This window comes from Kovacikia sp. CALU 1929 (assembly GCF_056784235.1).
The window spans coordinates 12741-26499 of record NZ_JBXBCF010000082.1 but is presented as its reverse complement, the minus strand read 5'-3'; the positions used below and the strand labels follow the sequence as shown (position 1 = coordinate 26499).

General features: G+C 51.9%; 13 protein-coding genes. 4 read left to right on the top strand and 9 right to left on the bottom strand.

Annotated features, from left to right (window positions below; all coding sequences use genetic code 11):
- Positions 1–43 precede the first annotated feature (43 nt).
- Entirely contained in the window at positions 44–871 is an 828-nt protein-coding gene (locus tag AC1S52_RS21840; RefSeq protein ID WP_482031155.1) for a DUF3153 domain-containing protein, read from the bottom strand.
- A 77-nt stretch (positions 872–948) separates the two neighbouring features.
- Positions 949–1476, bottom strand: coding sequence for a hypothetical protein (locus tag AC1S52_RS21835; RefSeq protein WP_482031154.1), 528 nt, complete (start codon positions 1474–1476; stop codon positions 949–951).
- Positions 1477–1758: 282 nt separating this feature from the next.
- Here AC1S52_RS21835 and AC1S52_RS21830 point away from each other — a divergent pair, with 282 nt between their 5' ends.
- Positions 1759–2379 carry a hypothetical protein gene (locus AC1S52_RS21830; protein ID WP_482031153.1) on the top strand — a complete coding sequence of 207 codons (621 nt, stop codon included), beginning with the start codon at positions 1759–1761 and terminating at the stop codon, positions 2377–2379.
- 22 nt (positions 2380–2401) lie between these two features.
- Here the strand turns inward: AC1S52_RS21830 and AC1S52_RS21825 are convergent, their stop codons facing one another.
- Positions 2402–3376, bottom strand: a complete 975-nt coding sequence (locus AC1S52_RS21825; protein WP_482031152.1) for a DNA polymerase III subunit delta' — start codon at positions 3374–3376, stop codon at positions 2402–2404.
- A gap of 131 nt (positions 3377–3507) precedes the next feature.
- Positions 3508–4200, bottom strand: coding sequence for a dTMP kinase (tmk, locus tag AC1S52_RS21820; protein WP_482031151.1), 693 nt, complete (start codon positions 4198–4200; stop codon positions 3508–3510).
- Between the two features lie 156 nt (positions 4201–4356).
- Here tmk and AC1S52_RS21815 point away from each other — a divergent pair, with 156 nt between their 5' ends.
- A complete protein-coding gene (locus AC1S52_RS21815; protein WP_482031150.1) occupies positions 4357–4704 on the top strand; it encodes a hypothetical protein in 348 nt (115 codons plus the stop codon).
- A gap of 34 nt (positions 4705–4738) precedes the next feature.
- On the opposite strand, the gene AC1S52_RS21810 is transcribed toward AC1S52_RS21815, so the two are convergent.
- The 5 genes from AC1S52_RS21810 to AC1S52_RS21790 form a co-directional block, all read right to left on the bottom strand.
- The gene (locus AC1S52_RS21810; protein WP_482031149.1) at positions 4739–5161 is read right to left on the bottom strand and encodes an FHA domain-containing protein; all 423 of its coding nucleotides are present in this window, start codon (positions 5159–5161) and stop codon (positions 4739–4741) included.
- 429 nt (positions 5162–5590) lie between these two features.
- Positions 5591–6184 (bottom strand): FHA domain-containing protein, encoded by a 594-nt coding sequence (locus AC1S52_RS21805; RefSeq protein WP_482031148.1) that lies wholly within the window; start codon positions 6182–6184, stop codon positions 5591–5593.
- Positions 6185–6362: 178 nt separating this feature from the next.
- Positions 6363–8864, bottom strand: coding sequence for a heavy metal translocating P-type ATPase (locus AC1S52_RS21800; protein ID WP_482031147.1), 2502 nt, complete (start codon positions 8862–8864; stop codon positions 6363–6365).
- Between the two features lie 189 nt (positions 8865–9053).
- On the bottom strand, positions 9054–9275 hold the full coding sequence (locus AC1S52_RS21795; protein WP_482031146.1) for a hypothetical protein: 222 nt from the start codon (positions 9273–9275) through the stop codon (positions 9054–9056).
- A 37-nt stretch (positions 9276–9312) separates the two neighbouring features.
- Positions 9313–10827 carry a CPBP family glutamic-type intramembrane protease gene (locus tag AC1S52_RS21790; protein ID WP_482031145.1) on the bottom strand — a complete coding sequence of 505 codons (1515 nt, stop codon included), beginning with the start codon at positions 10825–10827 and terminating at the stop codon, positions 9313–9315.
- Positions 10828–10969: 142 nt separating this feature from the next.
- On the opposite strand from AC1S52_RS21790, the gene AC1S52_RS21785 reads away from it, so the two are divergent.
- The gene (locus AC1S52_RS21785) at positions 10970–12334 is read left to right on the top strand and encodes a histidine phosphatase family protein (protein WP_482031144.1); all 1365 of its coding nucleotides are present in this window, start codon (positions 10970–10972) and stop codon (positions 12332–12334) included.
- Between the two features lie 50 nt (positions 12335–12384).
- Positions 12385–13719, top strand: coding sequence for a dihydroorotase (locus AC1S52_RS21780; RefSeq protein ID WP_482031143.1), 1335 nt, complete (start codon positions 12385–12387; stop codon positions 13717–13719).
- The last annotated feature ends 40 nt before the right edge of the window (positions 13720–13759 follow it).

The following is a 13759-nucleotide window of genomic DNA, read 5'->3' as shown; positions in this document are numbered from 1 at the left end:
CCTATACTTCTGGCTATCTTCCTACGGAACGGATGTAGAAATTTCAGGTTAATGCATTTGGTTTGGAGCGTGCAGCTTGAGTCATGGATGGGGTTTTGCGAGAAAGCTTGTGGGGATACCGCAGGTAGGTGCCGATGAGAACCAGAAGGGCAATGAGGAGAGTTCCAATTCCCAAGGGACTGGGGAGCCAGAAAATGGCTTCTAAATGGTTCAGTTGACCAGGAACCAGTTGCCAGACAAGTTCTTTTCCTCTTTGATGAACTTTAGGTTGAATAGAGTCTGGGCTGGCGTTACGGGCACCCCAGGGTGTATTTAGTCGAAATTCCAGGTCAATTAAAGAACCGGGGCTAAGCAACAGATTACCGCTGGAAGAGACGATGCCCAGCGATCGCAGGTCCAAATCGTACTGGAGCCAATTACGCTCAACCAGCAGAAAGTTGTTCCGGCTTGCTTGCAAGCGGGACTTGACTTCAGGAAGATCGTGAGCAGCGATCGCAGCCCTACCTTCTCCCAAGGGTTGAAAGAATTCGTTGAACTTGGCTTCTAGTTCGCTATGGTTGCTGAAGGGAATGGTCACCATCAACGCTTGTTCTGGCAACCGTTCTACCCGTCCACCCAAACGGTGACTACGTTCCTCAATCTCATCCAACCACTGCTCAGTGGTGGCACCGCTGAAAGTCTTCAGTCGTTCGGCTATCTGAACATGCTGTACAATCCTTCCCTGGCTGGAATGATCAAACTGAAGGGCAACATCAGATTGCACACAACCAGAGAGAAGCAGCGCCAACAGCAGACTAATTCCCAGGAGGGGCGATCGCAGGACAGTGCTGGTAAAGCATTGCTTCCAAAACGAGGCGATTCTTTGTCCCACAGTGCAGAACATGGCAGGTTGAAAATTGGGTTATAGGGAATGGAAGAACAGGCACAGTTTCTCCCACCCTACCCTTATTAGGTGAGCCAGAGCAAACTTCCTAATAGCACTAACACTACCGCTACCAGAGCCACCCAGATAAACCGATTATCTTCCGTATTTACCTGACCCGGATCCATCGGTTCTAGTTGAAAAGTCGGTTGGGTGGGTTGGCTACGGCGCTGAGACGTAGAAAATCCTTTCCGATCCTGGTTATCGCTCTCTGCCAGATTCGTTAAATCGGGGATCTGGGTCAACCATTCGGGGCGACTTTTGAGCTTGGGGGCTTCCAGAATATAAAGTAGCCGCTTCCCCTGTTTTCGGGTATTCAAATCCGGGTGACGGCTGATCACCCGACAGAGCGTGATCGCCTCTGACCGCTGCCCTGCTGCTTCATAGGCAGTCACCAACCAGGTCTGAATTTCCCCTTGCAAGCGGGTTCCAGACTCAGCTAATGCATTTGCCTGCTCTAAATGTTGCACCGACTTACGGTACTCACCGCGCTCAAACGCAATTTTACCCGCTTGATACTCGGCTTGAACGGTTTCGAGACTATCCGAACTCACAGCAACAGTAATTAAATTAACTTCTTCTGCCCATGATAAGGGGTGGAGGGGGAAGTGGGGAGATGGGAGATGGAAGATGGGGAGAGGGGAGACTCATCCACCCTTACCTGCGACCCTACACTCTGCTCCAATTCCCCAACCTGATTGAAACGAGCTAACCTGAAGAGGTAGGCTCAAGGCTTCCCATCAGCCAGGTCATTGGAACACCTGCCGGATAATAGCCGTCAGCTTCACAGGGTCGCTTCCTATGCGTGTCTTGTCCTTAATGCTGGAGATAAACCTATGGCTAGAGCAAACTTGCGATTTCAATCGTTTTGGGTTCGGTGGGCACCCTCTCTGGCACTAGGGGCGATCGCATCCCTTACGACTTTCTCTTCCGCCAGCGCAATTCCGATTCGCCTTGAAGTGAACACCTATCCCAGCCGTGGTCAGTCCGTATATAGGCAGCCTGTGTACAGTCAACCTGTGTATAGTCAACCTGGCTATGGTCAGCCTGTATATGGCACCACCGTTTACGGAGTCCAGACCTCCTATCCCTCTTCCTATCGCTCTGGCGGATTTGGCATCACGATTGGTGGCTATTCCAGGGAGTATCCCTACACCCATCCCGCCTACTCCCCTCCTGGCTACCCATCTAATTCCGTGATTTTTCAGCCAGGGTACACTCCCTATTCCCCAGGTTTGAATAATTCTGTGCTCGTCAGCCCTACCGTTGTTGACAGCCAAATTTATAATCCAACCCTGATCAACCCCAGAATTATTGACCGTTCCAGGTACCCCCGAAGAAGCAGGCATAGAAACACTACAACCATCATTCGCTATCAAGTCCCCTTTGGGGCATCAGGGATAACTGTGCCTCTCAATCCTTATCCCTACCGGACGTATCCTTACTTTCAGAGATAGGAGTCAGTTGCTCCTCGCCCTCTCACCCCTTCACCATCCCCAGCAGTGTCACTTCCCAAACCAGCCGGGGTTGCACGTAGCGTCGCAGGTGTTCACGGGCTTTCTCCAGGCGTTGTAGCGGGACAAAGTTGGGGATGACGCAGGCTGACAATTCTCTTCGGATCTGCTGCCAGTAAGTCTGCTGAAGGTAATCAACTAACCAGAGCTGCGCCTCTGTATCAATCGCCCGATCAATTTGACGGGCAAGCTCCAGGGCTTCCCGGTGAGAGCGGGGCAGATGAGTTACGGCTTGTAGTAAGTCGGGAGGGATTTCTTGAAGCTGTTGCCAGTGGGCGATCGCCTCCCCCGGACTGCCTTCAGCTAGTTGTAATACTTGGGGATGATCCAGAACTTCTGAGTGCCCTACCCGACGTAGCACCTCAGCAACCCCCTCAGCCGCCAGTCGGTAAAAGGGAATTCGCTGGCAACGAGAAACCAGGGTAGACAACAGAGCCTCTACCCCTGGAGCAATCAAAATTAAGGTCGCCTGTCCTGGTTCTTCCAGGGTTTTTAACAAACCATTTGCCGGTGCTTCCGCCATCGTTTCTGCCTGTTCGATGATGACAACCGACCGGGAAGCCTCCAGGGGCGATCGCGAGAGAAACTGAGCAATTTCCCGCACCTGTTCTAACCGAATTAATGGTGGAGACTTCCGCTTGACCCCTGCCGCCGCTGCCTCTGCTGCCGATAACCGCTTTCCCTGATGCAGGTAAGTTGGTTCTACCCACAGCAGATCAGGGTGGTTTCGCTGGCGAATTCGGCTGCGTAATGCATCTCCGACACCCGCTGGGTTGGATTCTCCAAATAACAGTTCAACAAAACACTTTGCTGCTAGACTTCGCCCTACCCCTGATGGTCCTGCAAATAAATAGGCAGGAGCAACTTTGTCTCGCTTCACTGCCTGGTTCAGCAGTTCGATTGCCTGGGGTTGTCCAATCAGGGAAGTGAAGGAAGGCATAGGGCGGAAGGCGGGAGGCAGAAGGCGGAAGGTGGAAGCATAAAAAATAATTATGGCAGTTGTTACAGGTGTTCCCCACACCCGGTTTAATCAAATTCGAGCGAGAGATTTTATCCTTCCGCCTTCATCCCTCATCCTTCCACTTGCTCTCCATACCATTGTTCAAGCCGCTGACTCAAGACAGCTTGAATTTGCTCGGCGACCTCTAATTCTGAGCGGTTGGCATCAATGCGGAAAATCCGATCGGGATAGCTTAGGGCAAGGGCTACAAACCCCTGTTGAACGCGCTGATGGAAAGCAAGGTCTGCCTGTTCCATGCGATCGCAGGTTCCTCGCTGCCGCATGCGTGCCAACCCAATTTCCACATCCAGATCTAACCAAAATGTAAGATCGCTCTCCAAGCCGTTGGTGGCAATCTGGTTGAGCTGATGGATGAGTGCCAGATCGAGTCCTCGACCATAACCCTGATAGGCAATCGTGGAATCGGTGTAGCGATCGCACAGAATCAGTGCGCCCTCCATTAAAAAAGGTGTGAGAAATCCGTCTACATGCTGTGCTCGATCAGCCGCATACAACAGCAGCTCTGCTCGGTCTTGTAGGGGTTCCTGGGTGGGTTGTCCCAGTAAAAGCTGCCGAATATTAGTACCAATCTCAGTCCCACCTGGCTCACGGGTAACGATTACTTGGGGGGAAAGCGCCTTTAATTTCAGTCGCGATTGCCATTCACTATCGACAAGCCATCGCTCTAATCGTCGAAGCTGGGTTGTTTTACCACTGCCTTCAACGCCCTCAAACACAATCAATTTGCCCTGCTTCTGATTCATTCGGCTAATCTTTAGAAAAATCCCTCTCAAGGGGATATTTTTTTTTCGCTGTGTAATCTGTACTAGCATCTATTGATACTTTAGACTGGGTATAACCATGCCATCCTAAGAAAGCTATGATGGCTGAAGACTTGATGTCACGCGCTGAGGTTGGTCATGGCTCGTTACACCTGTTTAGTCACAGTTGAAGCGTCTGAAGGCGGTATCAAGCAACCGCTAGGTCAAACGCTGGAATCCTGTAATTTTGACATTATTTATGAGGCACAGGACTATATGGTCGCCCGTGAAGTGCCTGGTGGAGTCACCTATCCTCAGTTGGTGACGGTTGAAGTCTTGATTGAAGATACCCCTGTTGATGATCGTGGGGTCAGGATGAATTTTGTAATGAAAAATGAAGAACTTCCGCTGCAAACGAATAACCATTGCCGCCGGATGTTTGACCGGGTCAATCAGGCGATCGCTGAAAACAATCAGTGGCAACTGATTGAGGCTGTTGCTGGTTAAGAAGTAGCTGCTGGGGAGCAGCAGCCCAGAATGCTTAATCCTCAGGGTCACCCACCATCCCAGGGTGGATCAGGGTAATGTCAAATTCGTCTGGGGGAACCGTTAAAATCGCGTCCCGTTTCAGAAGGTAATAAATTGCGCGCACCTGAGGGCCAAATACAACTTCATCCTCATTTTGCAGATCATGGGCTTGCAATTTGCGCCCGTTAATCAGGAGCCCATTCGCACTGGGCTTACCCTTCAAATTGCCATCAACGATTCGGTAATAGTAACTGCCGTCTTCATTCAAAAGTTGTACCAGCGTAGCGTGACGCCGAGAAACGAACTGAGACACTAGCCGAATGTCGCACTTAGGATCTCTGCCAATTGAGTACACAGAACGGTCGAGAATATACTCCCGACGTCCCTTATCATCCTCAATGATGAGCAAATGGTTCAGATGCGGTTCTAAGGGCATTGGATGATTGGGTGACGCAGTTGAGTTCAAGTAACGAATCCTAATAGGTGAACAAATTAATCTAAACAGTTTGATCTAAAAAAGCGTTGCTCCACGCTCTAAACTAGGGCGATTAAAAACACACATGGTCATCAGTCGGAGAAAAGGTATATCCCCCTTTTTGACAGACTATTGCCATCATAGCCTTAGCAGTTTGCGGTTCCATCTTTCGCGGTTTCATCTAATTACCAGAGAAACACCTGTCAACAAAACTCACACAGCCTGATGAGTATCGATGAAGAAATTCGTCAGGTAAAGCAAGCGATATAAATATTAAAAGTTTTATAAACATTAATCTCGCTTAACCCATTAATTCTACACTCTCCCCCTAGCAATGGCGATCAGCATAATTAAGGCTGCTGGGCGATACCCTAACAGGGCAATCAGTAATTACTGCGATCGCTCACTTCGAAACCGAAGCTCTGGATCGGAACTGAAGTTAAAAAACCTGAAAAAAGATTGCACTCGTCTGCGAATTAAATTAAGTCGTCGAGGTGGTCTACTGAGGGGCACCTGGAGAGAGTCTAACGGATCAGACTTGTCCGCAGTCCTGGGATTAATGAGGGTGACATCATCAAAGACACCATCCGTCGGCTCAGTCGGAACCGTATCTCGCTTCAAATAGAAGTAGGTAAACTGAACCTGGGGTCCAAACACGACCTTATCTTCATTCTGCAAGTCGCGAGACCGAAGCCGTTGCCCATTGACTAAAAGACCATTGGCGCTACGCTGCCCATCCAGATCGCCATCGACAATTCGATAGAAAAAGTCTTCATCATCGTTAGAAACTCGCACTAGTGTGGCATGGCGACGAGAAACGAACAAGGAAGCTAACCGGATATCGCAGTCGCGATCCCGCCCAATGGAATAGACAGGGTCTTCTAAAATTAACTGACGACTGCCTTGATCGTCTTCGATGATTAACAAGTGCTTTTGACTGGTTTCTGGGGGCATTCGCTGAGCATTACGAGGGGCTTGAGACATTAGGAGGGGCTTGGAAACATCAAAAAAGCTCTCTTGATCAACTCAATTACACCGAGATACCGGGCACCAACTAGTGATATGCCATCTCATAAAGCAGTCCTAAATTGTTCTTGGAAAAGAAGGGACGTGAAACTAATTTCCCTGGCGGGAAAGTCCTTTCACAATCCAAATAGGATGACTATAGAGGCTGGTTATCAGGTGGAGCGAAGGTAAGGTAAAGCAACAGGGAATTTGTCACGACACTAATCGAACTAAACGCCATCATAGCGCCTGCCGCAGCAGGACTCAACAGAACACCCAGGGTAGGTAATAGCACACCCGCTGCCAGGGGAATTCCCAGAATGTTGTAAGCAAATGCCCAGAATAGGTTTTGGCGAATCTTGTTGAAGGTTGCGCGACTAAGACGAATTGCCTCCACTACATCACTCAAGCGATCGCGCATCAGAATAATCCCGGCAGTTTCAATCGCGACATCGGTACCAGAGTGAAGTGCCAGCCCGACATCGGCTTGAGCTAGGGCAGGCGCATCGTTGATGCCATCACCAACCATTGCCACCCTGTTGCCCTGCGCCTGAAGTTGGGCAATGATCTTTGCTTTGCCATCGGGTAGTACCTCTGCCAGAACGGATTCAGGGGCTAATCCAAGGGAATGGGCGATCGCCTCAGCCACGTCCCGCCGATCTCCAGTCAATAGCAAAACCCTGAGACCCATCTGCTGCAATTTCTGTACGGTAACAGAGGCATCTGGACGTAGAGCATCTGCCACAGCAATCAACCCAATCAGCTTGCCATGCGCCGCCACATAAATTACGGTTTTCCCAGACTTGGCGATGGTTTGCGTCCATTCCTTGTCTGCCTCGCTCACCTCTATGTCGTTTTTCACCAACCATCCAGCAGTCCCCAGAACCACACGGGTATCTGCTCCAGGTTTACCCACAGAAACGGTCGCTGCTACTCCAAAACCAGGTTCCGTCACAAAATCTTTGGCGGGTAGCAGGGAAAGCCCTGCCTGCTCTGCTTGTTGTCGAATGGCGACGGCAAGGGGATGGCGAGTGCCGCTCTCAACGCTGGCGGCAAGTTGGAGGAGATGGGAGGAGGGGGCGCAGAGGGGAGGGGAGGGGAGGGGTAGCAGAGGGGAGAGGGGGATGCAGTCGGTGACAGAGGGTTTACCTGTGGTCAGGGTGCCGGTTTTGTCCAGAATGATTGTGTCGAGGGCATGAACCTGCTCTAAAATATCGCCGCCCCGAATCAGGAGTCCTCGTTCTGCTCCAATGCCTGAGCCAACCAGGATAGCGGTTGGGGTTGCCAGTCCCAAAGCACAGGGGCAGGCGATGACGAGAACCGCGATCGCGAGTTTGAGGCTGAGCAGGAGAGAAGAGGGGTGAGGAGTGAGGAGTGAGGAGTGAGCGTTAAGAAGATGGGTCATGGCGTGCCCAGCCCCAATCGTCCATTGCCCACTTCCCATCAATACATGGGACCAGAGGCGAGTACCGATCAAATACCAGAAGCAGAAGGTGAGGGCAGCGATCGCCATTACCCCATAGGTGAAGTATCCAGCCACGGTATCTGCCAGAGCTTGGATGGGCGCTTTGCGGGTCTGAGCAGATTCCACCAGGGCAATAATCTGTGCCAGGGTAGTATCCTTGCCTGTCCGGGTCGCTTGCAGGGCGATCGCACCTGTCTGATTTAAGGTTCCAGCGGCAACAAAATCGCCCACTTGCTTCAAAACGGGTAGGGGTTCCCCGGTCAGCATGGACTCATCCACGGTTGTCTGCCCTACCCTCACCTGCCCATCCACCGGAATTTTGTCTCCCGGCAGAACTTGCAGCCACTCCCCAATCCGCACGCGATCGGCAGGAATCTCAATATAGTTCTGAGTTGAAAGTTGAGCGTTGGGACTCCACCCCTGCCCCTCTGCGCCACTTTCTCCCACTGGGATCAGTCTGGCTACCTTGGGCTGAAGTGAGAGTAAGGCTTGAAATGCTGAGGCGGCACGATTCCTGGCTTTTTGCTCCAGCGTTCGCCCCAGCAGGATGAAGCCCACCAGCATCACCGGCTCATCAAAGAAGCATTCCCAGCCCAGTTGGGGAAGCAGGAGCGCCACCAGACTGGTCGTGTAGGCCGTTAGCGTGCCCAAACCCACCAGGGTATTCATATTCGGGGCATTGCGGCGCAGTCCCCGCCAGCCATCGACCAGCATGGAACGCCCCGGTCCAAGCAATGCAGCCGTTGCCAGTCCACAGTGCAGCCAGATATTGCTGAGTCCGGGAAGGGTGAACCCGCCCAGTTGCCCAATGTGCCCCAAAGAAGAAAAGACTAGCAGGAGAGCGGCGATCGCCAGTCTTACCATCTGCTGCTGGGACTCCAACCGTCGCTTTTCTTCCAGATTAATCAAATCCGGTTCTTTCGAGAATGGTTCATCCGGGAGATGCCGGGGTTGGGATGGAAAGCCTGCATTGGTTAGGGTCTGTGCCAGTGCCTCTGATCTGACCGTGTTGGGGTCGCATTCCACAACCGCTACTTCTGTCACCAGGTTGACACAGGCAGAAAGCACACCGGGTTGCTGAGTCAGTTGGTTTTCTACGGCTTTAACGCAACCGGCACATTTCATGCCACTGACATCCAGAGTAATGATTTCCGAGGCAAAGGGAACGGGGGAAGTTTCTGAAGTGAGTTGCATGAAATCTCAAAAAGTGAACGGGTGGTGCTGGTTCTTTCAGCATCCTTTTCTTGGGTGGTGCTAAATAGCAGTATGAATTGGAACGAAGTTCAATTCATACAACTCTCAATTCATACCCAAAATCAGCAACGCCTTTTCTTGAGGGTAGATGAAGCGAGGGGCAATCAACCAGCACCCCTAATTTTTTCGTCAAAACTCATCTTCCTGCCGCTGTTTCTGATACCGGGAGGTTCCTTTAAACTGCCCGTTCCAGTAGAGATAAATCAGGTAGAGGCAAGCCCCCGTCTGAAGCGCGAGAATCACCCAGGCACTTGGAAAGAAGTGGTTTTCCAGGCTGGAGTAGGCGCTGAAATAAGCGCCTCCCGCGATCGCCAGCAGTGCAGCCAGAGCAAATTTCCTTGGTTTGAGCATGGTGGTTCAGTCAATGGTTGGTTTCCACATCAACGGATTAGCCTGTATTCCCCAAAATAACCAGGCTGAGCAGGGTGCCACTGTTCCATAAGCCGTGGAGCAGCATGGAAGCAAGTAGATTGCGCGATCGCACGTAAACAAAGCCCAATACAATTCCCAGGGTTGCCAGTGGTAACACCTCCGACAGGTTCAAGTGAGCCACTGCAAAGATGAGCGCACTGAGGGCGATCGCCCCCCACATCGGCACGTAGCGGGTCAAGGACGGCAACAGAAAACCGCGAAATAGAGTTTCCTCAAAAAAGGGAGCCGCGACTCCGGCGGTCAGGAAGAAAATAAAAAGTGCTGCATTGTCTCTGCTTTCGAGGGCGATCGGTAACAGCGGATTGCTGCCTCCCTGTCCCTTCCAGATTGCCTGGTTAATCAACGACACCACAATCACCAGGGGCAATGCGGCAAAGTAGCCACCCAATCCCCACCAGACCCAGTTGCCCTTCCAATTGAATCGGAACCAGCCCTCTGGCAGTGGGAAAAAAGGCTGGATCAAAAAGTACAGAACCCCTAAGCCGCCGGTGGTTAACAGAATATAATCCATCAGAATATAGACCGCTTTACCCCGCACACTTAACAGCGTTGGATTGAACCCAGATAAGCCCTGCACCAATTGCAATACCAGGGGTAGCAAAATTTGCCCAACCAGAAAAAAGCCAAAAATTAACACCTCCCAGACCAGTTCCCCATCCCAGGGAACCGTCCAGGTTGCCATGCCCGCAGGAGACAGGAAGGACTGCTTCCGCTGTACCAGCCATTGCCCCAGGAGAAACAACAAAATGCCGCCCCCAATCAAGCAGCCCAGGATAGGAATTCCCCCCACGACTGCCAGATTCCTGTAAGCCCGTTCTGCTGCCTGCTGCTGTTCTAGCTGAAGAGCCGTAAGGGCATCCTGACGTTGCTGTAATTGATAAAGCTGCGATAGGGATTGGTAACGAAACCATCCGTCCAGGTTCTTCTTTAACAGTGCTTCTGCATCGGGCACTAATTGGGCAGGCTGGTTCCATAAGCCAACCAGGGTGCCTGCCGTTTTGCTCAACGATTCCAGGTTAGGCTGGGAACCTGCTTGTTGAATCGCATTTGCCCAGGTTTGTTGAGCTTCCTTGATTTGTCCCTGAGTGACCTGCAAAATGCCCAATCTCAGATCTAGTTCCAGGGCAAGTTGCTGCTGTCTGGATAGGGTTAGCTGAAGGGTTTCGGATTCAACGGGAGATGCCTTCAGCAAAGACTGGGTCTGGTCTAGATTTTTCGCCGCCGATTGACGGAAATTCTGGTACTCTTTTGCCGCCAGCTTATTCGGTTCTGCTCCTAACAAAGCTTTACGAGCGGAATCTAAATTGGGATCCTCGCCCCGATATTCCGATGCCTGAAGCACCAAATTCGTTTGATAAAGCTCTAACCGACTTTGAAACTGGGGCTGACTCCAGCTTTGCCATAGCCTTAAGCCAACGGAAACTGCTACACAGACCGTTAGCATAATTAAAATCAACCGCTTGAATGTCATGACCCCTTCCATGAAAGCCGCATGACTGGATTATGACACTGTAAACGCCTCCAGCAGTCATTTGCCAGGAGGATTGTCTGCCCAGATGCCTGAGGTGCGTCTCTGATCAGGTTAAAATTCTTATGTTTTAAGCACTCCTCCTATGCAAACCAAACCCTTACCTACCCGTGTGATTCTCGTGCGTCATGGCGAGAGCAGTTTTAATCTGGAGCGACGAGTTCAGGGACACTGGGACAAATCCACCCTGACTGAAAAGGGGCAATTATCTGCCCATCAGGTGGGTGATGCGCTTAGGGAGATGAGGTTTGATGCGGTTTACAGTAGTCCTTTGAGTCGGGCAAAGGACACCGCAAACATTATTCTTTCCCGTCTAAACACACCACCTGCCAGCCCGCTTCACATCACGGATAGCCTCAAGGAAATTAATCTGGCGTTGTGGGAAGGGATGCTATTTACTGACATCGCAGAGCAGTACCCGGAAGAATACCGTAACTGGCAGGAGGCTCCGGACAAGGTGCGGATGGTGATCCCTGGGGCTGATGGAGAACCAACGGATTTTTATCCGGTTCCCGCTCTATTTGAGCAAGCCAAGGATTTTTGGAAGGAATTGTTGCCGCGCCATGCTGGACAAACCATTCTGCTGGTTGCCCATAGTGGAATCAATCGGGCGCTCGTCAGTACCGCTGTGGGGTTGCCGCCCGATCGCTACCAGGCGATTCATCAGTCCAACTGCGGCATCAGCGTCCTCAACTTTTCTGGCGGTTGGGGCAATCTGGTGCAGATGGAATCCCTGAACCTGACTGCCCATCTGGGAGAACCGTTGCCCCCGATGAAGCAGGGACGGAAAGGACCCCGGTTCCTGCTCGTGCGTCATGGCGAAACCAATTGGAATCGAGACAAGCGATTTCAGGGTCAGATCGACGTGCCGTTGAATCAGATGGGACAGATGCAGTCGGGGCAGGCAGCCGAATTTCTGAAAACCGTCCCGATTCGCTATGCCGTTACCAGTCCAATGCTGCGACCCAAAGAAACGGCTGACATCATTCTTCAGTACCATCCTGATGTGGCACTGGAACTGGAGGATAACTTGAAGGAAATCAGTCATGGGTTGTGGGAAGGCAAGCTAGAAGAAGAGATTGAGCAGGGCTATCCGGGGATGCTGCAACAGTGGCAGAATGCGCCTGAAACCGTACAAATGCCAGAGGGTGAAAACCTGCAACAGGTCTGGGAACGGGCGATCGCTGCCTGGGACAGCATCGTGCAGTCCGCCTACCAGCGGCAGGAACCAGGGATAACGCTGGTGGTTGCCCATGATGCCATTAACAAAGCAATTCTTTGCTACGTTCTGGGACTGGGACCGGAGCATTTCTGGAGTTTTAAGCAGGGGAATGGTGCCGTCAGCGTGATTGACTATTCTCAGGGGAGTGAAAAGCCTGTTCTCACCGCTATGAACATTACCAGCCATTTGGGCGGTGTTTTGGATAGAACCGCGGCGGGGGCGCTTTGAGGTGAGGTGTGAGGGGGTGAGTTGGGAGTGATAGCTGTATCCACAAACTAATGACGTGTGAATTACTACAACAGGTGCGTGTCCTCGATCCCGTCATGGGGAGCGATCGAGTGGCAGATGTTTTGATTGAGGATGGTGTGGTCAAGGCGATCGCCGATGTCCTGACCGACTCTCCAGAGGATGCAACTATTCACAACTGCCGGGGATTGATTCTGGGACCGGGACTTATCGACCTCTATAGCCGTTCTGGCGAACCGGGCTTTGAACAGCGGGAAACCCTGGAATCCCTCATGCGAGCAGGGGCAGCGGGCGGTTTTACTCAGATTACTGTTCTACCCAATACGATTCCAGCGATTGACAACCCCGCCACTATATCGTGGTTCCAGGAAAAAGCAACCCACCACAGGCAGAGTATCAGACAGAGTAAAAGCTCAAGCAATTTCCCCTCTCCCCTCTCTCCTCTCCCCTCGCCTCCCTCCCTCCCCCATCTCCACTGTTGGGCAGCACTCACCATCGACACCAAGGGAGAACAAATGTCAGAACTGGCAGAACTGGCAATGGCTCACATTGTCGGGTTTGCCGATGGAAAACCGCTCAACAATATGGCGTTAATACGCCGGTTATTGGAATACCTGAAACCATTGGGGCAACCCATTGCCCTCTGGACTTGTGATCCGGGTCTGGCAGGGAATGGGGTGATGCGTGAAGGGCAGGAATCTATCCAGTTTGGCTTGGTAGGAGTGCCAGCAATCGCGGAAACGACTGCCCTATCGGCTCTTCTGGAGTGCGTTGAAACCACTGGCACCCCCGTTCACCTGATGCGTGTGTCCACCGCCCGTAGCGTCGAACTGATCCGGCTAGCCAAAGATCGCGGTGTCCCGGTGACAGCCAGCACTCCCTGGATGCATTTGCTCCTGAATAGCGAAGCGGTGGGTAGCTATGATCCTAACCTGCGCTTAAATCCCCCACTGGGAAATCCCGTCGATCAGGAAGCACTGATTAACGGACTTCAGGAAGGCGTTTTGGATGCGATCGCGATCGACCACACCCCCTACACTTATGAGGAAAAAACCGTTGCCTTTGCCGAAGCTCCTGCCGGTGCGATCGGGCTAGAACTGGCATTACCACTACTTTGGCAGGGATTGGTGGAAACTGGCAGATGTTCTCCCCTGGAGCTATGGCGTTCCCTCAGTACCCACCCTGCTAAGTGTCTGAACCAGAAGCCAACCAGCATCTCCCCCGGTGGTCAACCCACCGATCTAACCCTGTTCGACCCACATCAAGCCTGGATTGCTGATAGGCGATCGCTGCAATCCCTCTCTAGCAATACTCCCTGGCTAGAGCAGTCGATTATCGGACGGGTTTTGAAGACCTGGTGCAGTTGAGGGGAAGGGGGCAGGGGCAGCAGTTGAGAGTTGAGAGTTG

Coding starts and splice junctions, on each gene's coding strand:
- AC1S52_RS21830 (WP_482031153.1), top strand. CDS start 1,759: ATGGCTAGAGCAAACTTGCGATTTCAATCGTTTTGGGTTCGGTGGGCA.
- AC1S52_RS21825 (WP_482031152.1), bottom strand. CDS start 3,376: ATGCCTTCCTTCACTTCCCTGATTGGACAACCCCAGGCAATCGAACTG.
- tmk (WP_482031151.1), bottom strand. CDS start 4,200: ATGAATCAGAAGCAGGGCAAATTGATTGTGTTTGAGGGCGTTGAAGGC.
- AC1S52_RS21815 (WP_482031150.1), top strand. CDS start 4,357: ATGGCTCGTTACACCTGTTTAGTCACAGTTGAAGCGTCTGAAGGCGGT.
- AC1S52_RS21810 (WP_482031149.1), bottom strand. CDS start 5,161: ATGCCCTTAGAACCGCATCTGAACCATTTGCTCATCATTGAGGATGAT.
- AC1S52_RS21805 (WP_482031148.1), bottom strand. CDS start 6,184: ATGTCTCAAGCCCCTCGTAATGCTCAGCGAATGCCCCCAGAAACCAGT.
- AC1S52_RS21800 (WP_482031147.1), bottom strand. CDS start 8,864: ATGCAACTCACTTCAGAAACTTCCCCCGTTCCCTTTGCCTCGGAAATC.
- AC1S52_RS21795 (WP_482031146.1), bottom strand. CDS start 9,275: ATGCTCAAACCAAGGAAATTTGCTCTGGCTGCACTGCTGGCGATCGCG.
- AC1S52_RS21790 (WP_482031145.1), bottom strand. CDS start 10,827: ATGACATTCAAGCGGTTGATTTTAATTATGCTAACGGTCTGTGTAGCA.
- AC1S52_RS21785 (WP_482031144.1), top strand. CDS start 10,970: ATGCAAACCAAACCCTTACCTACCCGTGTGATTCTCGTGCGTCATGGC.
- AC1S52_RS21780 (WP_482031143.1), top strand. CDS start 12,385: ATGACGTGTGAATTACTACAACAGGTGCGTGTCCTCGATCCCGTCATG.